Annotated in this window: 27 protein-coding genes; 9 read left to right on the top strand and 18 right to left on the bottom strand. The window is 72.0% G+C overall.

What is annotated here, in order from left to right; translation table 11 throughout:
• Positions 1–39 precede the first annotated feature (39 nt).
• The 3 genes from AB0A90_RS06780 (at position 40) to AB0A90_RS06770 (ending at position 2121) form a co-directional block, all read left to right on the top strand.
• Entirely contained in the window at positions 40–669 is a 630-nt protein-coding gene (locus AB0A90_RS06780) for an NTP transferase domain-containing protein (protein WP_357242838.1), read from the top strand.
• The gene (locus AB0A90_RS06775) at positions 666–932 is read left to right on the top strand and encodes a DUF6457 domain-containing protein (RefSeq protein WP_357242835.1); all 267 of its coding nucleotides are present in this window, start codon (positions 666–668) and stop codon (positions 930–932) included. The genes AB0A90_RS06780 and AB0A90_RS06775 overlap by 4 nt, the downstream gene beginning before the upstream one ends.
• An 82-nt stretch (positions 933–1014) precedes the next feature.
• Positions 1015–2121 carry a hypothetical protein gene (locus AB0A90_RS06770; protein ID WP_357242832.1) on the top strand — a complete coding sequence of 369 codons (1107 nt, stop codon included), beginning with the start codon at positions 1015–1017 and terminating at the stop codon, positions 2119–2121.
• Positions 2122–2167: 46 nt separating this feature from the next.
• Here AB0A90_RS06770 and AB0A90_RS06765 read toward each other — a convergent pair whose 3' ends face one another.
• Positions 2168–3169 (bottom strand): zinc-binding dehydrogenase, encoded by a 1002-nt coding sequence (locus tag AB0A90_RS06765; RefSeq protein WP_357242829.1) that lies wholly within the window; start codon positions 3167–3169, stop codon positions 2168–2170.
• Positions 3170–3194: 25 nt separating this feature from the next.
• Positions 3195–3659: an Lrp/AsnC family transcriptional regulator gene (locus AB0A90_RS06760; RefSeq protein ID WP_357065971.1), complete on the bottom strand. Its 465-nt coding sequence runs from the start codon at positions 3657–3659 to the stop codon at positions 3195–3197.
• A 59-nt stretch (positions 3660–3718) separates the two neighbouring features.
• On the opposite strand from AB0A90_RS06760, the gene ddaH reads away from it, so the two are divergent.
• Complete coding sequence (gene ddaH, locus AB0A90_RS06755; RefSeq protein WP_357242826.1) at positions 3719–4552, top strand: dimethylargininase; 834 nt, start codon at positions 3719–3721, stop codon at positions 4550–4552.
• Between the two features lie 67 nt (positions 4553–4619).
• Here ddaH and AB0A90_RS06750 read toward each other — a convergent pair whose 3' ends face one another.
• Both AB0A90_RS06750 and AB0A90_RS06745 read right to left on the bottom strand, forming a co-directional pair.
• Complete coding sequence (locus AB0A90_RS06750) at positions 4620–5807, bottom strand: ABC transporter substrate-binding protein (protein WP_357242823.1); 1188 nt, start codon at positions 5805–5807, stop codon at positions 4620–4622.
• 79 nt (positions 5808–5886) lie between these two features.
• Positions 5887–6684: an alpha/beta hydrolase gene (locus AB0A90_RS06745; RefSeq protein ID WP_357242820.1), complete on the bottom strand. Its 798-nt coding sequence runs from the start codon at positions 6682–6684 to the stop codon at positions 5887–5889.
• An 83-nt stretch (positions 6685–6767) separates the two neighbouring features.
• On the opposite strand from AB0A90_RS06745, the gene AB0A90_RS06740 reads away from it, so the two are divergent.
• The gene (locus tag AB0A90_RS06740) at positions 6768–7370 is read left to right on the top strand and encodes a bacterial proteasome activator family protein (protein ID WP_357242817.1); all 603 of its coding nucleotides are present in this window, start codon (positions 6768–6770) and stop codon (positions 7368–7370) included.
• A gap of 5 nt (positions 7371–7375) precedes the next feature.
• Here AB0A90_RS06740 and AB0A90_RS06735 read toward each other — a convergent pair whose 3' ends face one another.
• The 3 genes from AB0A90_RS06735 to AB0A90_RS06725 all read right to left on the bottom strand — a co-directional run bounded on the left by AB0A90_RS06735 (position 7376) and on the right by AB0A90_RS06725 (position 9915).
• Positions 7376–8188: an HAD family hydrolase gene (locus AB0A90_RS06735; RefSeq protein ID WP_210787440.1), complete on the bottom strand. Its 813-nt coding sequence runs from the start codon at positions 8186–8188 to the stop codon at positions 7376–7378.
• Positions 8188–9009 (bottom strand): HAD family hydrolase, encoded by an 822-nt coding sequence (locus AB0A90_RS06730; RefSeq protein WP_357242813.1) that lies wholly within the window; start codon positions 9007–9009, stop codon positions 8188–8190. The genes AB0A90_RS06735 and AB0A90_RS06730 overlap by 1 nt, the downstream gene beginning before the upstream one ends.
• Positions 9010–9174: 165 nt before the next feature.
• The gene (locus AB0A90_RS06725) at positions 9175–9915 is read right to left on the bottom strand and encodes a hypothetical protein (RefSeq protein WP_357242810.1); all 741 of its coding nucleotides are present in this window, start codon (positions 9913–9915) and stop codon (positions 9175–9177) included.
• A 130-nt stretch (positions 9916–10045) separates the two neighbouring features.
• Here AB0A90_RS06725 and AB0A90_RS06720 point away from each other — a divergent pair, with 130 nt between their 5' ends.
• The 3 genes from AB0A90_RS06720 to AB0A90_RS06710 all read left to right on the top strand — a co-directional run bounded on the left by AB0A90_RS06720 (position 10046) and on the right by AB0A90_RS06710 (position 11819).
• Positions 10046–10477 carry an OsmC family protein gene (locus AB0A90_RS06720; protein ID WP_110564777.1) on the top strand — a complete coding sequence of 144 codons (432 nt, stop codon included), beginning with the start codon at positions 10046–10048 and terminating at the stop codon, positions 10475–10477.
• Between the two features lie 167 nt (positions 10478–10644).
• On the top strand, positions 10645–10992 hold the full coding sequence (locus tag AB0A90_RS06715; RefSeq protein ID WP_357244045.1) for a metallopeptidase family protein: 348 nt from the start codon (positions 10645–10647) through the stop codon (positions 10990–10992).
• 104 nt (positions 10993–11096) lie between these two features.
• Positions 11097–11819 carry an AIM24 family protein gene (locus tag AB0A90_RS06710; protein ID WP_357242806.1) on the top strand — a complete coding sequence of 241 codons (723 nt, stop codon included), beginning with the start codon at positions 11097–11099 and terminating at the stop codon, positions 11817–11819.
• A gap of 62 nt (positions 11820–11881) precedes the next feature.
• On the opposite strand, the gene pheA is transcribed toward AB0A90_RS06710, so the two are convergent.
• From pheA to AB0A90_RS06685, 5 genes are all read right to left on the bottom strand, one after another.
• Complete coding sequence (pheA, locus tag AB0A90_RS06705) at positions 11882–12838, bottom strand: prephenate dehydratase (RefSeq protein WP_357242803.1); 957 nt, start codon at positions 12836–12838, stop codon at positions 11882–11884.
• 10 nt (positions 12839–12848) lie between these two features.
• Complete coding sequence (locus tag AB0A90_RS06700) at positions 12849–13340, bottom strand: hypothetical protein (RefSeq protein ID WP_357244042.1); 492 nt, start codon at positions 13338–13340, stop codon at positions 12849–12851.
• 220 nt (positions 13341–13560) lie between these two features.
• Positions 13561–13950, bottom strand: coding sequence for an ACT domain-containing protein (locus AB0A90_RS06695; protein ID WP_357242800.1), 390 nt, complete (start codon positions 13948–13950; stop codon positions 13561–13563).
• 66 nt (positions 13951–14016) lie between these two features.
• Positions 14017–14475, bottom strand: coding sequence for a hypothetical protein (locus AB0A90_RS06690; protein WP_357242797.1), 459 nt, complete (start codon positions 14473–14475; stop codon positions 14017–14019).
• A gap of 168 nt (positions 14476–14643) precedes the next feature.
• The gene (locus AB0A90_RS06685; protein ID WP_357242795.1) at positions 14644–15381 is read right to left on the bottom strand and encodes a hypothetical protein; all 738 of its coding nucleotides are present in this window, start codon (positions 15379–15381) and stop codon (positions 14644–14646) included.
• 163 nt (positions 15382–15544) lie between these two features.
• Here AB0A90_RS06685 and AB0A90_RS06680 point away from each other — a divergent pair, with 163 nt between their 5' ends.
• A complete protein-coding gene (locus tag AB0A90_RS06680; protein WP_357242792.1) occupies positions 15545–16750 on the top strand; it encodes an arginine deiminase in 1206 nt (401 codons plus the stop codon).
• A gap of 40 nt (positions 16751–16790) precedes the next feature.
• On the opposite strand, the gene AB0A90_RS06675 is transcribed toward AB0A90_RS06680, so the two are convergent.
• The 6 genes from AB0A90_RS06675 to AB0A90_RS06650 all read right to left on the bottom strand — a co-directional run bounded on the left by AB0A90_RS06675 (position 16791) and on the right by AB0A90_RS06650 (position 21879).
• Positions 16791–17678 carry a DUF5926 family protein gene (locus tag AB0A90_RS06675; RefSeq protein ID WP_357242789.1) on the bottom strand — a complete coding sequence of 296 codons (888 nt, stop codon included), beginning with the start codon at positions 17676–17678 and terminating at the stop codon, positions 16791–16793.
• Positions 17679–17737: 59 nt separating this feature from the next.
• On the bottom strand, positions 17738–18154 hold the full coding sequence (locus AB0A90_RS06670) for an ATP-binding protein (RefSeq protein ID WP_357244039.1): 417 nt from the start codon (positions 18152–18154) through the stop codon (positions 17738–17740).
• 69 nt (positions 18155–18223) lie between these two features.
• The gene (locus tag AB0A90_RS06665; protein ID WP_357242786.1) at positions 18224–19678 is read right to left on the bottom strand and encodes a PAS domain-containing sensor histidine kinase; all 1455 of its coding nucleotides are present in this window, start codon (positions 19676–19678) and stop codon (positions 18224–18226) included.
• A 45-nt stretch (positions 19679–19723) separates the two neighbouring features.
• Positions 19724–20512, bottom strand: a complete 789-nt coding sequence (locus tag AB0A90_RS06660) for a glycerophosphodiester phosphodiesterase family protein (protein WP_357242783.1) — start codon at positions 20510–20512, stop codon at positions 19724–19726.
• A 10-nt stretch (positions 20513–20522) separates the two neighbouring features.
• Positions 20523–20858: a rhodanese-like domain-containing protein gene (locus AB0A90_RS06655; RefSeq protein ID WP_357242780.1), complete on the bottom strand. Its 336-nt coding sequence runs from the start codon at positions 20856–20858 to the stop codon at positions 20523–20525.
• Between the two features lie 58 nt (positions 20859–20916).
• Positions 20917–21879 (bottom strand): LCP family protein, encoded by a 963-nt coding sequence (locus AB0A90_RS06650; protein WP_357242777.1) that lies wholly within the window; start codon positions 21877–21879, stop codon positions 20917–20919.
• Positions 21880–22021 lie beyond the last annotated feature (142 nt).

Here is a 22021-nt window from a genome sequence, read left to right as displayed (position 1 = left end):
CGCGGCGCCAACGGGGGTCGACACGGCTACCGTGACGGGGTGGTCACGTATGCCGCAGTGGTGCTCGCAGGTGGGTCCGCCCGACGGATGGGCGGGGTGGACAAGCCCGCGCTCCCGGTCGGTGGCCGGCCGATGCGTGCCCGGGTGCTGGCCGCCGTCAGCGACGCCAGCCCACGGGTGCTCGTCGGTCCGGTCGACGTCTTCCCGGAGGGCGTGCGGGTCACCCGGGAGGACCCGCCGGGCGGGGGTCCGGTCGCCGCGGCGGCTGCCGGGCTGGCGCTGCTCGATCCGGACACCGCGGTTGTCGCGCTGCTCGCCGCCGACCTGCCGCTGCTCACTCGCGCCGCGATCGGCGACCTGCTGACCCACCTCGCCGGGGAGACGGCCGACGGCGGCCCGGTCGGGAGCGGACGGCCGGACGGCGCGTGCTTCGTCGACGGGAACGGGCGGCGGCAGTCGCTCTGCGGTGTCTGGCGGGTCGCGGCGCTGCGAGCCGGGTTGGACCGACTAACCGCCGAGCGGGGCGGCAGCCTGTCCGGAGCCCCGGTCCGGGCGCTGCTGGCCGGGCTCGTCGTGCGGGAGGTCCCCTGGTCCGGCGACGGCCCACCGCCGTGGTTCGACTGCGACACTGACGAGGACGTACGCCGGGCGGAGGAGTGGACGCGATGACGGTGATGGACGACTGGGTGACGGCGGCGTGCACCGAGCTGGAGCTGGACCCGGCCGGGGTGCCCGTGCCGGCGGTGCTGGACCTGGCTCGCGACGTCGCCCACCAGGTGCTGCGGCCGGGCGCGCCGGTCACCGCGTACCTGCTGGGGCTTGCGGTCGGCCGGGGTGCCGACCCGGCGGACGCCGCAGCCCGGCTCAGCGCCCTGGCCGGCACCTGGCCGGTCGACCTGGGCGCGGATCCCGCGAACCCGACGGCCCCCTGACCGCCCGTTGTCCGATCCCGGTCCGGGCTGACGGGGCACTCAAGCGGCGTGGGTAGGGTGATCGTGACGGACGGAGGCGATCATGACGGCTGACCACCCCTCGGCGCCGCTCGATGACCTACCCGGCGCTACGACTGAGCCGGCGGAATCGATCCTGCTCGACGAACCCAGCACGACCGACCTGCGGGCGAAGGTGACCGAGGCCTGGCAGGAGTTCGCCCGTGCGCTCGCCCTCCGGCTGCGGGAGCTTCCCGTCGGCGCGCACCTGGAGGTGACCCTGGACCCGACCGCCTCCGGCACCGGGGACGCCGTCTACTCGGTCAGCGTGGACGTACGCGACGGCGGCGGGTTGTCCGCGCGGGCGGTCGGAAACGCCACGCTGCCGGCGGGCTACCGGCTGGACCGCGGTGCGGTGGCGGAGATGGTCGCGCTCGGCTGGTCGCCGCCCGGGGTGGTCGCCGGCTCCGGCGGCTTCTTCGGGTTGGACGACCGGACGAGCGAGTCGACCCGGATCGCCGCGCTGCTCTCCCGGACGCTGCGTGACGTCTACGGCGCCCCGCACCCGGCGTTCCTCGTCTACCTGGTGCAGGACGGCGAGGGTGAGCCGCTGGCCGTGGACCCGTTGGGCACGGCGCGCAGCGAGTTCGGCCCGGACGCCGACGTCGAGGCCGACCTGGAGGAGGCGCTGGCCGAGGCGGCCTCCGCGCAGGTCGAGCGGGAAGACGTGCTCGACCTGGCCGATCGGGTCCGGACCGTCGTCTCCACGATGCTGAAGTCGGACACGGACCGGTTGCAGGTCGACTCGGACGGCGACATCACCATCCGGGCCGGCTCGGCGATGGTCTTCGTGCGGGTGCGCGACAATCCCCCGCTGGTGGACGTGTTCTCGCCGGTGCTCACCGAGGTGGAGCCGACCGAGCGGCTCTACGTCCGGCTTTCCGAGTTGACGAACCGGATGCCGATCGGCCGCCTCTACTGCGCCGACGACACGGTCTGGGCGTCCATCCCGGTCTTCGGCCGCAACTTCCAGGCCACGCACCTCATGCTGGCGGTGCAGGTGATGACCGGTCTGGCCGACGAGTTGGACGACCGGCTGCACGGCGAGTTCGGCGGCAAGCGGTTCTTCGGTGAGGGCGACAAGCCGGTTCGGCGCGACGAGTCGGAGCACCGCACCGGCATGTATCTGTAGGGCCTGGTTTCAGAAGAACTGGCCGGCCGCCCTCGTGACACAGGCCCTAGAGTTCCAGCAGGGTCTTGCCGACCGTCGCGCGCGCCTCGATGGCGGCGTGCGCGTCGGCGGCGCGTTCCAGTGGGAACCGCTGGCCGATCAGCGGTCGTAGGCGGCCGGCCGCGGCGTCCGCCAGGGCCTGCCGGGTGTACGCCCGCAGCCGCTCGGGTGACGTGTTCGGCCGGGCCAGGGTGACCTGCCGTGCCGTGGCGGCGTCCGGCGACACCGAGGACCACTCCCCGCTCGCCAAGCCGTAGCTGATCATGCGACCGCCGGGGTCCAGCAGGTCGAAGGCCGCTCGGGCCACCGCCCCGCCGACCCCGTCGAGCACCACATCGACACCGCCGGTCGTGGCCCGGATGCGGTCGGCCCAGTCGGGTTGGAGGTAGTCGACGGCATGGTCGGCGCCGAGGCCGGGCAGCAGGCCCACCTTGCGCGGCCCACCGGCGACGCCGATCACCAGGGCGCCGGCCCGGGCGGCGAGCTGCACCAACAGGCTGCCGACGCCACCTGCGGCGGCTTCCACCAGCACCCGGTCGCCGGGGCGGACGCCGACGGCCTCGATCAGCATGCTGGCGGTACGCCCGTCGGCCAGCAGTGCCACCGCCTCGTCCACGGCCAACCCGTCGGGCACCTCGATCGGCGCGGCGGCGTCCACCGCCGCGCGTTCGGCGTATCCGCCGGAGCCGCCGGTGGCGCTGACCACCGGCCGCCCGATCAGTGCCGGGTCGACGTCCGGGCCGACGGCGGCGATCACCCCGCCCACGCCGTTGCCGGGAATCAGGGGTGGGGTGACCGCAAACGGCCCGGGGCGGCCGGAACGCTGCTGCGTCTCGACGAACGTGATGTTCGCGTACGCGACGTCGATCAGCACCTGGCCGGGGCCGGGCGTCGGGTCGGTCGCGGGGCCGGGCACCAGCACCTCGGGTCCACCGAACTCACGTAACCAGACCGCCCGCATTCCATCCCCCTCGGCTGCGGTGGGCGGCACGCCCACGCTTCCGACCACTCCATCTCCTCAACCGGGGTTGAGGTCAAGCGGTACGGGGGGACGGGCCGACACCGGGGGACTCGGCCAGGCGGGACAGCACAATCGTGCTGCGGGTCGAGGTCACGAAGGACTCGGCGCGCAACCGTTCCAGCGCCGCCTCCAGGTGGGCGATGTCGGCGGCGCGCAGGTGCACGAGCGCGTCCGCCTCCCCAGAGACGGTGTACGCGCCGACCACCTCCGGGTGCCGCCGGGCGGCCACGCCGATCTGCGCCGGGGTGGTCCGGCCGGCGCAGAACAGCTCGACGAACGCCTCAGTGGTCCAGCCGACGGCGGCCGGGTCAACGACGGCCGTGAATCCCCTGATCACCCCGGTGGCCCGCAGTCGGTCGACGCGACGCTTGACGGCCGGGGCGGAGAGTGAAACGCGGGTGCCGATGTCGGCGTACGACGCCCGGGCGTCCGCGACGAGTAACGCAATGATCCGCTGGTCTACCGCGTCTATCTGCAACGTTCCGCCTCTGAGAAGCAACGGTTGTGGCTGTTACCAAAGTTCCACGGTACCTACTGTTGGTGACCGTGAACCAGCAGCGAGTCCCGCGAAAGCGGACATATCTCATGTGCCCGCCCGCGCACTTCGCGGTCGAGTACGCGATCAACCCGTGGATGGACGTGACCACCCCGGTCGACCGGGACCTGGCCGTCAAACAGTGGGACCGGCTGCGCGAGACGCTTGTCAGCCTCGGTCACGAGGTGCACCTGCTGACGCCCGAGCAGGGACTCCCGGACCTGGTCTACGCCGCCAACGGCGCCTTCGTGGTGGACGGCGGCGTCTACGGCGCCCGGTTCAAGCACGAGCAGCGGGCCGCCGAGGCCGCGATCCACCACGCCTTCTACGAGTCGCAGGGCTGGCGGTTCGTCGCGCCGAGCGAGACCAACGAGGGCGAGGGCGACTTCGCGTACGTGCCGGAGGCGCACGGCGGCCTGATCCTCGCCGGGCACGGCTTCCGCACCGAACTGCCGGCGCACGCCGAGGCGCAGGAGGCGCTGGGCCGCCCGGTGGTGTCGCTGCGCCTGGTCGACCCCCGCTTCTACCACCTGGACGTGGCGCTGGCGGCCATCGACGACTCGAACGTCGTCTACTTCCCCGGCGCGTTCTCGGCGGCCAGCCAGCGGGTGCTCACCCAACTGTTCCCGGAGGCGGTGATCGCCGACGACGAGGACGCTCTGGCCTTCGGGCTGAACCTGGTCAGCGACGGCGCGAACGTGGTGCTCAACAGCGAGGCGACCCGGTTGGCCGGCAAGCTGAAGGCGGCCGGTTACACCCCGGTCCCTGTCGAGCTGGCCGAGCTGAAGAAGGGCGGCGGCAGTGTGAAGTGCTGCATCGCCGAGCTGCGGCACTGACCGGTGAATGCTCCGGGGCCGGTCTCCCAGTGGGAGACCGGCCCCGAGTCGTGCCGCGGGTGGGCGTTCAGCCGAGCGTCGCCAGCTCGTTGATCAGCACGTTCGACATGACCTGGCCGTCGCGCTGCACCTCCCGCAGGTACCACTTCTGCTGGGGGGTACGCGGCTGGTTGAACTGCCAGATGCCGCGCGGGCTGTCGATCTGGCCGATCCGGCCGAGCGCCAGGTTGACCTGCTGCGGGTTGGGTGAGCCGCCGGTCAACTGGATCGCCTGGTCGAGCACCTGCGCCGCGTCGTACGACGCCATCGCGTACGTGGTGGGGGTGACCTGGTACTTCTTGCGGTACGCCGAGGCGAAGACCCGGTTCGACGTGTTGTTCAGGTCGGCCGAGTAGTTCAGCGCGGTCTGGATGCCCAGCGCGTTGTCCTTGAGGCTTTCCAGCACGTTGCCCTCGGTGAGGAAGCCGGGCGCGTAGACCGGCCCGCGGAACTTCTCCCGCAACTGCTTGATGAACTCCACGGCGGCCGCGCCGGCGAAGTTGCAGAAGACCGCCGAGGGCTCCTTGGTCAGCGCCCTGGTGATGTCGGCGGTGTAGGTGGTCTTGCCGGGGTTGGGGTTGGCGCTGGTGTAGGTGACCGGGTCGCTGATGCGCGGGTCGGTGAGGCCGAACTCCTGCCGGAAGCCACGCACCACGTCCGGGCTGCCGACGTTCTCCGGCATGATGATCGCGACGCGGCCGTTGGTCGGCAGTTGGTCACGCAGGTAGCGGCCCAGCGCCTTGCCGGCCTCGTCCAGCACGTACGACGTCCGCCAGATGTAGAAGACGCTCTGCAGGCTGCTCGGCGAGGCGTTGGAGCCGATCAGCGGGACCTTGGCCTGCTCGACGGTGTCGCGGATGCCGACCATCACCGCCGAGTTGACCACGCCGGTGAGCGCCAGCACGCCCTGCTTGAGCAGCCCGTCGACGGCGGCCTTGCCGGTCTTCGCGGTGTCGCCCTCGTCGGCGGTCAGCAGCTCCACCGGGTGGCCGCCCAGCCGCTTGTCGTGCAGGTCGAGGAAGAGCTGGAAGCCGTTGGTGATGTCATCGCCGATGCTCTTGAGGCCGCCGGCCTGGGGCGTGATCAGCCCGATCTTGATCGGGCCGCGGTTCACGGTCGGCTGGGCGTCTGTGTCGGAGCCACACCCCGCGACGAACCCGGTGGTACCGAGCGCGGCCAACAGTTGGAGCGCGCGCCTGCGATTCATCTGTGACACCGAGTTCCTTCCAAGGAGCGTTGCAGGGCTGAACTCCGCCCTCCGGCGTTCTACCTGGTCCGCGACGCTGCGTCAATGGCTAGTGATCAACGTGCAGGGACCGCAACGAATCAAGGACCTGAGGCCACGCGGCGGACTCCGGGTCGATCAGCCCGAAATGCTCGCATCCGAGCAGTTCCAGAAGGGAGATATCGGATCCTGCGGTGGTTGCTGCCGCCACAAATCCCCGGCTCATCTCCACCGGGACCTGCTGATCCTCGGAGCCGTGCAGAACTACCGTGCGTGTTCGGGTGGGTACCAACAATCGTGGATCCGTCACCGCGTACCGGTCCGGAACCTCGGCCGGGCCGCCGCCGAGCAACGCGGCCACCGCGCCCGCGTCCAGGTCCCGCCGGTACGCCTCGACCAGGTCGGCCACCGGCGCCAGGGCGAGCACCCCACCCACCATCGCCGGGGCGGTGGCCGCGACGTACAGCGCCAGGTGGCCGCCGGCGGAGTGCCCGACCAGAATCGGCGCGTCCCCGCTGACCCGGCGGGGCAACGCCTCGGCGGCCAGTACGGGCAGCTCGGCCACCCCGGTCAGCACGTCGGTGAATGTGCCCGGCCAACCACCTCCCGGCTGCCCCGTCCGCCGGTACTCCAGCTGTGCCACCGGGAAGCCAGCCGCGGCGAGTGCGGCAGCCAGCGGGTCGGTGTGCCGCCGGTCGTACTCGTCCCGCCAGAAACCGCCGTGCAGGACGACGACAAGCGGCCCCGCCGGGACAGCTCGCGCCGGGAACCGCAGGTCGGCCACCTGGTCCGGGTGGTCGCCGTACGCCACCGTCCGGTCGGGCTCCGGTGCGGGCCGGGTCAACACGGCGCGCGGGTCGGCAGGCATGGCGCGACGGTAGCGCGCTCGCGCGGGTGGTTCGGGCCCGGTAGTCGGTCCCGGATGCCATGGGTCCCGTCCGCTGGGTAAAGATGGACCCCATGACCGAAGCGCGCTCAGCGGGACACGACGACGAGCCGGGCACCGACGACTCCGGCCACTCCGGCACTGTTGTGGTGGTCGGTCCGGACGGCCGGCCGATCGGGACGATGCAGACCGACGAGGGCCCGGGTGAGGACCCGACCCGCCTGGTCGAACAGCCGGCCAAGGTGATGCGGATCGGCAGCATGATCAAGCAGTTGCTGGAGGAGGTGAAAGCCGCACCTCTCGACGACGCGAGCCGCAACCGGATGCGGGAGATCCACGAGCGGTCGATCGTCGAGCTCAAGGAGGGCCTCGCCCCCGAGCTGCGCGACGAGTTGGAGCGCATCTCGCTGCCCTTCACCGAGGACAAGGCCCCCAGCGAGGGCGAGTTGCGGATCGCGCACGCCCAGCTCGTCGGTTGGCTGGAGGGCTTGTTCCACGGCATCCAGGCGGCCCTGGTGGCCCAGCAGATGGCCGCCCGGGTGCAACTGGAGCAGATGCGCGGCGGCCGGCAGGCGCTGCCCAGTGGTCCCGGCGGAATCGTCCCCGGGATGTCGGGCATCGGCCAACCGGGCGGCGGCGAGGGCCACAACACCGGCCAGTACCTCTGACCGGCTCAGTCCACCCCGAAGATCTTCTCCAGGTACGCCGCCACGCCGTCCTCGGTGTTCGCCGTCGTCACGTCGTCGGCGACCGCCAGGACGGCGCGGTGCGCGTTGGCCACCGCCACACCACGCCCGGCCCAGGTCAGCATCGGCACGTCGTTGGGCATGTCGCCGAAGGCCAGCACGTCCGCCGCGGCCACCCCGAGCTGGTCGCAGTACCAGGCCAGCCCTGCCGCCTTGGTCACCCCGGCCGCCGAGATCTCCACCAGCCCGGAGGACGACGAGTGGGTGGCCTCGGCCAACCCCGCCACCGCCGTGGCGATCAGCTCGGCGAAGGCATCCGGGTCCTGCTCGCCGGCTCGGGCGAGGAGCTTCACCGCTGGGACCGAGAGCAACTCCTCCGGCGTCTCGATCGGCCGGATGCCGTTGGCGTCGGCGTCCCAGCGCAGCGGGTAGTGCGCCTCGTGCCGCATCTCCCGGCTGTCCAGGATCTCCACGGCGAAGCTGATCCCGGGCACCTCGGCCCGTAGCCTGCGGGCCACCTCCGCCAGGTGGTGCGGGGCGAGCGGGTCAGCCCGCACCACCTCGTCCTCGAACGGGTCGTAGACGACCGCGCCGTTGGCGCAGACCGCCGGCAGCGGTCGGGCGAGCTGGTCGTACACCATCTTGAGCCAGCGGACCGGACGGCCGGTGACCAGGACGACAGGCGTGCCTCGCGCGGAGATCCGCGCGAGCAGGTCGGCGGTGCGTGGGCTGACGGTGTGGTCGTCGCGGATCAGCGTGCCGTCGATGTCGGTGGCGATGAGGCGGGGTGTGTCTCCCATTACCGGGACAGTAGCCGGTCCAGATACACCGCCACCCCGTCGTCGTCATTGCGCAGGGTCACCTCGTCGGCGGCGGCGCGCAGGGCGGGGTGCGCGTTGGCCACCGCCACCCGGGACCAACCGGCCCACTCGAACATCGGCAGGTCGTTGGGCATGTCGCCGAAGACCAGGACGTCGGCCGGGTCCACCCCGAGACTCTGTGCCACCACCGTCAGCCCGGTCGCCTTGTCCACGCCCGGCGGGCAGATCTCGATGAAGCCGAGCCCGGCCTGGGTGAGCGTGGCCACCTGCGGCGGGATGATCCGCCGGGCCACCGCCAGCAGTTCGTCCACGTGGTGGTCGGCGGTGCGGGCGAACGCCTTGATCACGTCGCAGGCGAGGCACTCGTCGCGAGTGCGGGCCTCGAACCGGTCCTGGTAGGGCCAGCTCTCGTGATAGTCGCCCCACAGCGGGGCGTCGTGCTCGTCGGACGCCTCGACCATCACCGTCAGCGGGCCGACCTCGGCCTCCAGGTCGGCGAGCAGCCGGGCCAGCACCTCGGCGGGCAGCCGCTCGTCGCGGAGCACCACGGGGCCGGCCGGGTCGCTCTGGTCGACCACCCGGCCGCCGCCGGCCATCACCAGGAAGTCGGCGGCCCGGATGTCGTTGCGGGTCAGCTCGGTCAGCCGAGGGCCGCGGCCGGTCGCGCCGACCACCGGAATTCCGGCGGCCCGCACCCGGTCGAGCACCCCATGGGTGTACGCGGAGACGGTGTCATCGCTGCGGACCAGTGTCCCGTCGAGGTCGGTCGCGATCAGCTTGGGCAGTCCCGGGCGGGTCATCGTTCCTCCTTCGCCCACCGCCGTCGCGCCTGCCGTCCCCTTCTGGTGAGGAGACCCTGGCGTCGTGGCGGGCAGCAACCGTACCTCGCGGAACGGGCCGCATCTCTGGCTTCCAGGCGAATCGAACGCGAACAACCGTCCCCCGCCCCCCGCTGAGGGCTGGGGTCAGGGCTGGGCGTCGGGATGGGCGAAGGGGGCGGCGGGGGTGACGGTCAGGTCGGCTGGGGCGGGTGGGCCGTACTCGACCGGGTCGGGGTTGCGGCGGCGGCGCCAGGGTCGCGATGCTGGCGCGTCGGCGGGCCGGTCCTCGTCCGGTGGCCCGGCGAACGCGCCAGGGGATGCGGCGGGCGACAGCCGCAGGGCAACCGCGAACAGCACGCACGCGGCGATCGCCATCACCACACCGCGGCCGTACTCGGCTCGGAATCCATCCTGCGGCGAGTAGAAGAAACTGCGCTGAGCGGGGTTGTCGAGGGTGGTCGCGGCGGCGACCAGCAGCGCCAGCAGGGCACCGGCGAGGGTGAGGCCGGCGAGCCGGGCGTTCGGCCGCACGGCCGCCGTGCCCCGCAGGGCCAGCGCCACGGTGCAGAGGAGACCGAGGAGCCCGACCAGGTAGCCGACGCCGAAGCCACCGACCTCGGAAACGCCGACCGGCACCTCGATCGTGCTCTCACCGTCCGGTCCGCTGTTCGGCAGGCTCATCACCAGCCATTCGCCCACAAGCGAGGCGACCCCGGCCACCGCGCCCAGACCGGCGAGCAGCAGAGGCAGGCGAGGGTCCTGCGCGAGGCCGCCCAGGGACAGGCCGAAGCGGCGTCGTGGAGCCGGGTCGACGGCACCCCACTCGATCACGGCCGGCCCGTCGGACCGGTCGCCCTGCCGCGGGATCGGAAGCTCGTCGGGCATCGGCCATCCTTCCGCCGGTCACGGACCTGGTCGCATCATGACACAGCCAGCCCGTGGTGACCGGGATCGCACGGTAGGCGTCCGTGCCGGTCGGTCGCTCGGCGGTCACCTTTCCGCTAGCGTTCTCCTCATGCCTATCCGTACCGCTTCAGCACAATGGCAGGGCAATCTCACCGAGGGTGCCGGCACCGTCCGCACCGGTAAGGGCGGCCTGTCCGGCAACTACTCCTTCAAGTCGCGCTTCGAGGAGGGCGAGGGCACCAACCCCGAGGAGCTGATCGCCGCCGCGCACGCCGGCTGCTTCTCGATGGCGTTCTCGAAGGCGCTCGCCGACGCCGGCTCGACGGCCACGTCGGTCGAGACCACCGCCAAGGTCCACCTGGACAAGACCGACGCCGGCATGACCGTTACCCGGATCGACCTGGAGACCGTCGGTCAGGTCCCGGGCATCGACGACGCGGAGTTCCAGAAGCTCGCCGAGGCCGCCAAGGCCAACTGCCCGATCTCCCGCCTGCTCTCGCCGGGTGCCGAGATCACCCTCAGCGCGCGCCTGGCCTCCTGAGCGGTCGACCCACAAACAGCCCGGTCGACCCACGACCGCTCGTTCACGGACAGAGCATCCGCCCATCCCTGGGCGGTCTGCTCTCTCCGTGAGCCTGCGGAGCCGGCCAACGGCACGTCACGAGGGACCCGCCGGGTCCGGCATCGGGCAGAATGGGTGGCGTGCCGGTGGAGATGACCCGTGAGCGCTTCGAGGAGCTGGTTGGCGACGCCCTCGACGAGGTGCCCGAGGAACTGCTCGGCCTGATGAGCAACGTGGTCATCCTCGTCGAGGACGACCCGCCGCAGGGCGAGGCGGACCTGCTCGGCCTCTACGAGGGCCACGCCCTCACCAGCCGCGGCTGGGACTACTCGGGGGTGTTGCCGGACCGGATCTTCATCTACCGGCGCCCGATCCTGCGGATCTGCGACAACGACGACGACGTCGTCGACGAGGTCGCGGTGACCGTCGTGCACGAGATCGCCCACCACTTCGGCATCGATGACGAACGGCTGCACGCGCTCGGCTGGGGCTGAGCCCACCGGCGGCGGCGCGGTCGCCGCTTGGCCGATGGCCCGTGGTTGCCCTGGTCGCCTACCTTCGGTGCAGCGAACGCAACCCTGTCAGGAGGCACCCTTTCATGCGCAGTGAGCTGTTCTCCGCCGAGAACCTGGAGAAGGAGTCCGCGCAGCCCGGCATGCGGCTGCAGAACTCCAAGATGTTGAAGATCGAACTCAACGGCGAGGCGATGGCCCGGGTCGGGTCGATGGTCGCCTACCAGGGCAATGTGCAGTTCCAGGCGCTGGGCTCGGGCGGGCTCGGCAAGTTCCTCAAGCAGAAGCTCACCGGCGAGGGCGTCCCTCTGATGAAGGTCTCCGGCCACGGTGACGTCTTCCTCGCCGAACTCGCCAAGGACGTGCACATCATCGACCTGGAGCCGGGCGACGCCCTCTCCATCAACGGCTCCAGCGTGCTCGCCTTCGACTCGACCCTCCAGTACGACATCAGGATGGTCGGCGGCGCCGGGATGGCCTCGTCGTCCGGGCTGTTCAACTGTGTGTTCAGCGGCCACGGACGGATCGCCATCACCACCAAGGGCACCCCGGTCGTGCTCAACGTGGACGCCCCCACGTACGTCGACCCGCAGGCAGCGGTCTGCTGGTCGGCAAGCCTCCAGACCGGCTACCACCGTGCCGAGCAGTTGGGCCTCGGCACGCTGCTGGGCCGACGCACCGGCGAGTCGTTCACGATGAGCTTCGCCGGCCAGGGCTTCGTGGTGGTGCAGCCGTCCGAGGAGCCGCCGATCATGGGCAGCGGCCAGCAGCAGCAGGAGGGCGGCCTGCTCGGTGGTCTGCTGAGCTGACCACCTGCTGAGCTGACCACTTCGGTGCGGGCGGCCCCCCAGGTGGAGGACGCCCGCACCGGTCAGGTCAGCTCGCCCGTGCGCAGTCGGGCCAGCCAGGCCGCCGCGTCGACGTAGTCGAAGTCGGTGAGGCCCGCCGGCGCGGGCACCGGCCGATCGCCCGCTGCCTCGGCCCACCGGTGCCGGGGGTACGAGCCCAGGAAGCGCACGTCCGCGCAGACCCGGCGCAGCCCCTGCAACGCCTCGCCCAGTCGTACGTCGGCCACGTGCCCGGTGCAGTCCAGGAAGAAGACGTACCGGCCCAGCGCCTCCCCGGTGGGGCGGGACTCGATCCGGGTCAGGTTGATGCCCCGGACGGCCAACTCCATCAGCACGGACAGCAGCGCGCCGACCCGGTCGTGGGCGATGTAGACCGCGAGCGAGGTGAGGTCGTCGCCGGTCGACGGGGGGGGTGGCCCGGGACGGGACACCAGCGCGAACCGGGTCACCGCGTCCGGGTGATCGGCGATCTTGTCGGCGAGTGTCGCGAGCCGGTGCCGGGCCGCCCCGATCGGCGCGCAGATGGCCGCGTCGTACTCGCCGGCACCGGCGCCCGCCGCGGCGGCACCGTTGGAGAGCACGTCGACCACCACGGCGTCCGGCAGATGATCGCGCAGCCAGCCCCGGCACTGGGTGGAGGCCTGCGGATGGGCCGCCACGGTGCGGATCGAGGTCAGCGGAGTGTCGGGCCGCGCACCGAGCACGAACTCCACCGGCAGGATCACCTCTCGGGTGATCACCAACGGCTCGCCCTCGGCCATCTCGTCCAGGGTGACGCCCACCGCGCCGCCGATCGAGTTTTCCAGCGGCACCAGCGCCGCGTCGGCGTCGCCGGTCCGGACGCTGTCCAGCGCCTCCCCGACGCTGCGGGCAGGAGTACGGGTGCCGCGCTCGGCGGCGGGAAGTGTGCGCAGGGCCTGCTCGGCGAAGGTGCCCTCCGGCCCGAGGTAGACGAAGCGTGTCGGCGGTGTTCCCGGCATGTCGGTCAGCCTACGCACTCGGCCGCACGGCTGGACCGGCGTCGCAGGCGAGCGCTCGGATTCCGGCCGGGCCGGTGGCGCGTACCTCGATGGTGCAGACGTCGGTGCCGGCGGTGACGAGGGTCGGCGCGGTGGCCTGGCCGCGGGTGACCACCTGGAGTTCCTCGTGCCCGGTCACCTCCAGGACGGTGTACTGCCACTCGCCGGCGCAGAGCGGCCCGGTACGGACCTGGACCCGGACGTTGGCCGGGAGCACTCCGGCCCGGCCCCGCAGCAGTTGCACCACCCGCTGACCGGTCGGGCCGTTCCGGCAGGCCGTCGCGACCAGACCGGCGTCCGGAGTGGGCGTGACCGTGCCGGGTGGCGGCGCGCTGGCCGGCGGGGTGGTGGGTGGGGTGCTCGGGCCGGATGCCGTCGGGGCTGCGGTGCGGGTGGGCGCGGCCGTCGGTTCGGACAACTCGGGTGGGGCGCCACAGCCGGCGAGCACCGCGACGGCGAGCACCGCGAGCGCGACCGGTCGGACCTGGACCGTGGGCCGCGCGGGGGCGTGAACGGACGCCCGGTCGCGAGGCGCCGGTGGGAGGTGGGGCGTCGCCCGTGGTGGGGGAGACGAGGGGCGGGGCGGGGCGAACGGCACGGGCCGATCCTCGGGACATCGGAGAATTCGTCGCGGCCGGGGTGGCCGAGCCTCATCGTAGGGTCAGCGACTGATCGGGTGAAGGTCAGCCGGTGACGCGGTGCCCGGCGCGCTGGAGGGCGGCCGTGCCCTCGGTCAGCCGGACGGTCGGCACCAGCAGATAGTCGGTGTCGAAGGTGGAGAAGGTGAGCACGCTGACCCGTGCCTCGGCGAGCGGGTCGACGAGCGCGGCCAGGCTGCCGGTGCTTGCCAACTGCACCGGGGCGGTGACCCGCAGGCAGCGCCAGACGGTTTCCACCACGGCTTGCGCCGGCACCCGATCTGCTGGGCAGATCACCGAGATCCCGTCGGAGGTCCAGCTCACCGTCACCACGTCGGTGCCGCTCAGCCCGCTCGACAACGCGTACGGCAGGGCGGTGCCGGCGGTCAGCCGGCACACAGCGTATTCCCCTGGCAGCACGGCGATATCGAGCATGAGGGCACCTTACGGCCTACTCGCGCACGGCTGAGCCAGCAACGCCGTGTGCGGCTTTGTCGCTGGTCAGACCTCGGAGAAGAAGGTGAGCGAGCCGGCCACGGCACCGTCGGTGAGCACCGGGGTGGAGATCGCGTCGACTGTCGCGTCGGAGCTGTTCGCCGAGGCGGCCTGCACCCGGAGTAATCCGCGGGCGAGTCGACCGGAGGAGAGCGCCAGCAGGGGCGGGATCTTGTCGATCTCGGCCTCGGTCAGCTCGCCCCGGTTGGCGGTGAAGTCGAGAAGGCGTAGCCCGCCGTCGAGCAGCGGTCGCCCGATCAGGCCCCCCGGCTCGCCCAGGCAGAGCAGCTCGCAGCCGGCGGTGGAGATCGCCACCACCAGGGTGTTGGCGTCGATCAGCAGGCACGGCTCGTCGGCCCGGGAGACCGTCGAGGACCACTGGCCGACGTTGCCGGACTCCGGCTCTGTCAAGGCCCGCGCCGCCGGCACGAACGCTTCTGAGAGCGAAAGTTCGACGTGGGCCACCGCGCCTCCTATGTGCACCGATCGACTGTCCACGCTAGCGGGTCGCCGACGGAATCACCGAGCGCACCGGGTCACCGAGCCGCGCAGCGTGAACCGGGGCGGTCGGTGACGGCGCGGAAACCGGTGAGGTCGAAGGGGGGCCGGAGCCGCGTGGCGTCGTCGGTGACGTTACCGGCGGCGGGCCGGCTTGTCAGCGGCCGTTCGGCCCTCGTCGTACCACCGGTAGTCGGCTGGTGGACGGTACGTGCCGTTCAGCCAGGTGCCGGGGTGCTGTGCGACCCGGGAAAGCTTTTCGGCGGTGGCCGGGCTGATCCGGCTGCCACCGGCCACGAGGAGCCGGTCCAGCTCTCGGTGGGTGGCCATCAGACAGTCCTTCGGAAGGCCGTAGACACTGATCACGCCGGAGCCGACGAAGGTCAGCACCGGCGTGACCGGGACGGGCAGCCCCACCGCGTCGGAGAGAGCCTTACTGGCCCGCTTGGCGTCCCGGCGGGACTCGGCCACGTACGGCGGGCGCTTGCCGTTGATCTGCACGACGTCCCCGGCGACGAGCACCCTGGCCCGGCCGTGGTCGGCGATGGTCACGGCGAACAGGCCGCTCGGCCCGATGGCGAGGAACCCGGCGCGCTCGTCCTGACCGCGGTCGAGGACGTCGGTGACGTCGGTGCGCGGCCACTCGATGACGTGCCAGGCAGGCCCGAGGTGGTCGAGTTGACCCAGTGCCCGCGCTCCGGCCGCCTCCAGGCGGCGCGCACCCCGCTCGGCACGACGGCGGCGCGCCCATTCGAGCGGTGTCGGACGGACCGGTTCGAGAACCCCGGGCGACTCGACGCGGGGGTGTGGCACCGCGACGGGCGGCAGTGCCCGAGCGGACGGTACGGCTCGTCGTGCGGGAAAGACAGTCATCGCGACCTCCGGCAAAAGGTCCCTCGAAGTTATGTCCTCACTACCCTACGTTGCCACTACCGGTGTTCGGCAAGCCGGAACGCCGGAGTGACTACGGATGAATGCCATATTCATCCACAGTTCTTTTCTCGGATGCCGCCAAACCCTGCCCTACGCTGCGGGAGTGACCCACTACGTCGACAGTGAAGTCGGCCGGCTCGGCACTGTACTGCTGCACCGGCCCGGCCCCGAACTGGCCCGGCTCACCCCACGCAACAACGACTCGCTCCTGTTCGACGCGATCCCCTGGGTCGGACGAGCACAGGAGGAGCACGACGCGTTCGCCGCCGCCCTGCGCGACCGTGGAGTCGAGGTGCTCTACCTGGCCACCCTGCTGACCGAGACGCTTGCCGTCGCGGACGCTCGGGCCGAGCTCACCGAGCAGGTGCTGCGCTCCCGGCGGCTCGGCGACACCCTGCGGGCCCGCGTCGCCGACCACCTCGCCTACCTCGACCCGGCCGCCCTGGCCGACGTGCTCACCGCCGGGCTGGCCCACGAGGAGCTGCGGATCAGCTCGGAGCGGCCGGGCGGGCTGGTCTACACACTGATGGACCGGCACGACTTCGTCATCGACCCGTTGCCCAACCTGTTGTTCACCCGCGACTCGTCGCTGTGGATCGGCGACCGGGTCGGTGTCACCAGCCTGGCCATGCCGGCCCGCAGCCGCGAGACCACCCTGACCGACGCCATCTACCGCCACCACCCACGTTTCGCCGGCACCGAGTTCGTCTACCGCCCGAACCTGGAGCACCTGGAGGGCGGGGACGTGCTGCTGCTCGCGCCCGGGGTGCTGGCGGTCGGGGTGGGTGAGCGGACCACACCGGCCGGTGCCGAACGACTCGGCCGGCAGGTCTTCGCCGCCGGCCTGGCGCACACCATGCTGGTGGTGCCGATCGCCCAGAAGCGCGCCACCATGCACCTCGACACGGTCTGCACGATGGTCGACGTGGACGCCGTACTGATGTATCCCAACATCGCGAGCACGCTGTCCGCGTACACGGTGATCGCCGGCGCGGACGGCGAGGACCCGCGGGTGGACGGTCCCGCGCCCTTCCTGCGGGCGGCCGCCGACGCGATGGACCTCGACCTGCTGCGGGTCATCGACACCGGGCTGGACCCGGTGACCGCGGAACGCGAACAGTGGGACGACGGCAACAACACCCTCGCGTTGGCGCCCCGGCTCTGCGTCGGTTACGAGCGCAACACCGAGACCAACGCCCAGTTGGAGCGCGCCGGCATCGAGGTGATCCCGATCGCCGGCTCCGAGTTGGGCTCCGGCCGGGGCGGGCCGCGCTGCATGTCCTGCCCGATCACCCGCGACCCGTTGTGAGTTCGGGCGCCGTCTCCGGGAGAAGGCGCCCCAACGCGGCTCAGCGCAGGGTGAGCTGCCGGCCGAGCAGACCCTGGCGGGAGCGCCGGCCGGCGGCGTCGAGCGGGTCGGTGGCGGTCAGCGCCTCGGCGTACCGCTTGGCGAACTGCGCCACCGGCTCCTCCCAGTCGGCCGCCGGAGTGGCCTCCGGCAGGTCCCAGACCGGCACCAGCCGACCGTGCGCGCGGAACATGCCGGCGAACTTGGTCTGCTCGCCGAGCGTCAACGAGCCGGCCGCACCGAGGCGGGCCAGAGCGTCCAGGGCGGCATCCTCGTCGTCCGGCAGCACCCAACGCACGTGTGCCTTCTCCGGGACCTGACACCAGTACGCGGCCTTCGCCGCGGTCAGCCGCACCGTCGGGTAGATGGCCGCGTTCGCCCGTTCCAGTGACGCCTGGACGGTCGGGTCGTCGGCGGCGCCGGGGTCGAGCCAGAACTCGAAGCCCTCGTGCATGGTGATGTCCAGTGGCCCGTCCACGAGGATGTCCTGCAGACGGGGTCCGGGGCCGGGCAGTGGCGGCACGGCCACCTGGCCGCCCGGTTCGGTCCGCAGCGCGCAGAGCAGTGCCTCGGCCAGGTCCCGGGAGACGTCACCGGACTGCTGGTGGCGTTGGAGGCCGATGAGCACCCGACCGTCCGGCTTGGTGATCGCCGGAGCGGCCATCGGCAGCACCGTGGCGAGCGTCGCCGACCGGTCGCCGAACTCCTCGACCAGGGCGGGTGCCAGCCGCAGCGGCGCGGAGGCGGCGGGCACCAACTCGCGCAGCGCGATCCATTCGGCCTCGTCGACGAGCCCGTCGAACGGACGCGGCACGAAGACGTCGCGTACCTTGTCGCGGCGGGGGGCGGTGTCGGTGGTGGTGCGCTGGCTCTTTCGACGCTTGCTCACGGCGTCACAGCCTAGAGCCCCGGCCGGCCCACCGTGGGCCGGACCCGCCCGAGCCCGGCTCAGCCCGCCGGCACCAGGTCGGATCGGGGTGCCGGCGACGGCGCGAACTCCGCCCAGACGCGCTGGCCCATGCCGTCCTGCTCGACACCCCAGCGGGTGGCCAGACCGGCCACGATGTGCAGCCCCCGGCCGTCCGCCGCGTCCGCGCTGGCCATCCGGATCCGTGGCGCGGTGCTCGCGCCGCCGTCGGTGACTCCGAGCTGGATCAGTGGACCCTGGGTCGAGGGCCGCAACCGCCAGGCCACGCGGACCACTCCGCCGGGCAGTGGCCTGGCGTGCCGCACCGCGTTGCCCACCAGTTCCGCGAGCACCGCGATCAGGTCCGCGAGGAGCATCGGGGGTACGACGCCCGCCAGCTCACCGGCCAGCCGGTGCCGGGCCAGCCGTGCCCCGGCCGGGTGGTGGGGAACCACCACGCACCACGCCTGATCCCTCGCCGCTGCCGCTGCCGCTGCCACCGTCGCCTCCACGTCGCGCCACCTGGGTCAACCGCGCGGTAGCCGCACCTCTGCGACCGTACCGCCGTCGGTCCTCGGACGTAGGGATACCCATCCATTCTGTTGTTCAACGATCCGGCGGACGAGATAGAGGCCGAGCCCGGCCCCCGGGTAGCCGCGCCGGTCGCCGGACTCGCCCTGCCAGAACCTGTCGAACGCCCGTTCCACATGCTCCGGTCGGATGCCGATGCCCCGGTCACTGACCCGGAACGCCACCAGTTGACCGTCCACCGCGGCGGCGATCTCGATCGGCGACTCCGGTGGGGAGTACTTGCCGGCGTTGGTCGTCAGCTCGGTCAGCACGGTGGCCAGGCTGGGTCGGTGGCCGAGCGCCTTGGGCAGGTCGGCCGGGAGGCGGAGCACCAACCGGCGACGCAGGTCCGTCGGCAGGTCGAGGACGGTGGAGCGCAGTGCTTCGCCGAGGTCGAACGGGGTGGGCGGATCGTCACCCGGCCCGGCCTCGGCCGCCGAGCTGAGGAGACGGTCGACCAACCGGGCCAGCTCGTTGGCGCGTTGCCCGATCACCCGGGCCGCCTGCCGCCGGTCGACCTCGGTCAGCGAGTCCCAGTGGTCGGTGAGGGTGTCCGCGTACCCCTTGATCACGGTGACCGGCGTACGGAGTTCGTGGCTGGTCACCGCGACGAACAGCTCCCGGTCATGGTCGCGGCGCTGCTGGTCGGTGATGTCGCGGAAGGTGACCACCCGCAGCGCGCCGGGACCGGGCAACTCGCCGGAGGTGATCCGCAGCCAGCGGCCGTCCGGCATCCGGTGGTCCCGGACCTGACCGGAGGGCGGCAGCGGAAACGGCAGTGGACGGCTCAGCGCCTGCTCGACCGGACGCCCGGTGACCTGGGCGGCGGCCGGGTTCCAGAGTCGGACGTGCCCGTCCCGGTCGACCACGGCCAGCCCGTCGGCGAGGGCCGCCACCACCGGCCCGTCACCGTGCACCGGCAGGCCGCTCTGGTCGCCGTACATGTGGGCGACGCAGGACGCGAGGTAGGCGACCACCCCCTGCCGCTCGGCGTCCGGCTCGTCGTCGCCGAGGTAGAGCGCGTGCAGGCTGCCGACGGTGTGGCCGCCGATCTCGGCCCGCGAGACCACCATCCAGCGCAGGTCACTGCCGGCCAGTTCCCCGGCCAACTTGCCGTTGAGGTGGTCCACCAGCACGTTGCGTATCCGTGGCCCGTTGAGCAGGCAGACCGTGTCCGGGTCGTCGACCGCCAGCGGACGGCCGAGCGCCCAGGCCGCCGCGCCGGTCGCGGCGATCACCCGCCCACCTGTCGGACCGAACTCGACGAAGGCCATCCCGGTCGCACCGAGGGCCGGCTGGGCCACCCGGAGCAGTTGGGTGAGGACCGGAAGGCCCGCCTCCCCGGAGTTGATCATCTCGATGATGACTGTGTGACCGGTGAGGAGAGCGGGGAAATCGATACGCTCCGGCATGTGCCGAGTCTGCCCCGCCGACCGGGATTTGGCACCTCTGCCAGGTCAGCGGTTCAGCCGGGCGAGGGCGTACCCCGGCCGGTCGGTGATGATCCCGTCCGCGCCGGCCGCCAGCACCAACTCGAGGTCGGTCGGCTCATTGACCGTCCAGACGTACACCTGGTTGCCGGCCGTGCGCAGTGCCGGCAGCAGCTGCGGGCGGGCCCGGACCAGGCCGATGCCCGGCCCCGCGATCCGGGTGCCGAACGGCAGCCGACCCAACCGCGGCCAGCGGGGCAACACCTCGAGCAGCAGCACGGTGGGCAGCTTCGGAGCGAGTTCGTGCACCCGGCGGACCGCCAGCGGGGAGAACGACATGACGGTGACCTGCACCGGGTCGTCCGGTGCCGGGTCGGCCAGTCCGTACCGGCGCAGCAGGGTGATCAGTCGCCGTTCCACGTTCGAGCCGTAGCGGGACGGGTGCTTCGTCTCCACCAGCAACCGGACCGGCCGCCCGGCGGCGAGCACCGCGTCCAGCAGCCGGGTCAGGGTCAGCAGCCGGGTGTGCGAGTCGTCCGACGGTACGTCCCCGTCCGGCGCGCTGCCCGGATGCCACGAGCCGAAGTCCAGCGCCTCCAGTTCGGCGAGGGTACGCGCGCTGACCAGACCGCGACCGTTGCTGGTGCGGTCGAGCCGTCGGTCGTGCACGCAGACCAGGTGCCCGTCCCGGGTCAGCCGGACGTCGCACTCCAGGCCGTCGGCACCCTCGTCGAGAGCCCGCAGGTACGCGGCGAGGGTGTGCTCGGGCAGGTCGTACGAGGCGCCGCGGTGCGCGAAGACAAGTGGACCACCCATCGCGGCCGCCTCAGATGACCTGGCCGGGCTGCCCGTTCGCGTCGACCACCGGGCGGCCGACGGCAGCCCACTGGCGCATTCCGCCGTCGGCGTTGCGCACCTGCTCCCAGCCGTTGTTGGCCAGGTAGGCGACGACCTGGGCGGAACGCCCCCCGGAGCGGCAGATGACCGCCACCTCCCGGTCGGTGGGCACCTCGGCCAGTCGGGCCGGCAGCTCCATCATCGGCAGGTGGTGGGCGGTGGGCGCATGGCCGGCCGCCCATTCGTCGGCCTCCCGCACGTCCAGCAGGTAGGTGTCGTCGGCGATCTCGGTCACGGGCACGGTGGGAACCTGGGGTCCGAACACAGGAAGCAACACTAGATCCTCGTCGACCGGTTCCGCACCGACCTGGCCGTCGGCACCGTCACAACCGGGTCACCCAGCGCGGGTTGGCCTGTGCCCAGGACGGCATCTGGCGGCCTCGAACCGCCTCGAACAGCCCGTTGCCCCCGTTGTCCAGCACCACGTACGAGACCTCGTCGATGGTTTGTGGGGACGACGGCACCTGGACGCCGCGCATCCCGTCGGGCGGCAGCGCGCGGAGCGCGAGGAGCAGGTCCGCCAGGGGTACGCCGTTCGTGTCGACGGTCAACGAGCCGCCCACCGCCCGGAGCACCTGGTCCAACTTGACCGGGTTGCTCCGCAGATCGGCCCTGCCGGCGCTGTCCAGCATCGCGCGGAGCAGTTGCTGCTGGTGGTGCTGCCGGTCGTAGTCGCCCCCGGGCAGGTCGTAGCGCTGCCGGACGTAGTCCAGGGCCTGCGCTCCGTCCATCTGTTGGCAGCCCACGGGGAAGACACGGTTGGTGTGGATGGACCGGACCTCGGTGTCCACGCACATCTGCACCCCGCCGAGGAGGTCGATGACCTTCCGGAAGCCGGAGAAGTCGATGAGCGCGGCACCGTCGAACCGGATTCCGGTGAGCCGGTTGAGGGTGGCGGAGAGCAGTTGGGCGCCGGCCTGCCCGCCACCGCCGTGCTCGTACGCCGCATTGATCTTGTCTTGACCACCACCGAAGCCGTTCGCGGGCGGGATGGCGACCAGCAGGTCACGCGGGACGGAGACCAGGTACGCCTCCCGTTGGCCGGCCGGCACGTGCACGATGAGGATGGTGTCGGAGCGTTGGTCCGGTCCGCTGCCGCCGGGGCGGCGGTCGGAGCCGACCAGGAGATAGTTGAGCGGCCCGTCCAGGTCGGTGCGGTCGGTGCGGGCGTCGGGGTCGAGCAACTGTTCCTTGGTCACCGTGCGGTCGTACCGGTTGGTGAGCGTCTTGAGCCCGACCACGGCGAGTCCGGCCAGCAGGACGAGGGCCAGGCCGATGCCCAGCATGATCCGCGACCCGCGGGCGCGGCGTCCTCGGCTGGGCGGGGCCGCTCCGGCCCGGCCCGCCACGTTCCGTCCCCACCTGGACGTGACCGCCTCCCCGCAGCCGATACGTGAAACCTGCTCACGTCAGGCTACGGGCGGTGAC

It is taken from the genome of Micromonospora sp. NPDC049204, assembly GCF_040647935.1.
Classification (GTDB): domain Bacteria; phylum Actinomycetota; class Actinomycetes; order Mycobacteriales; family Micromonosporaceae; genus Micromonospora.
The sequence above is the reverse complement of the archived record's forward strand: the minus strand, read 5'-3'. Positions and strand labels throughout refer to the sequence as shown.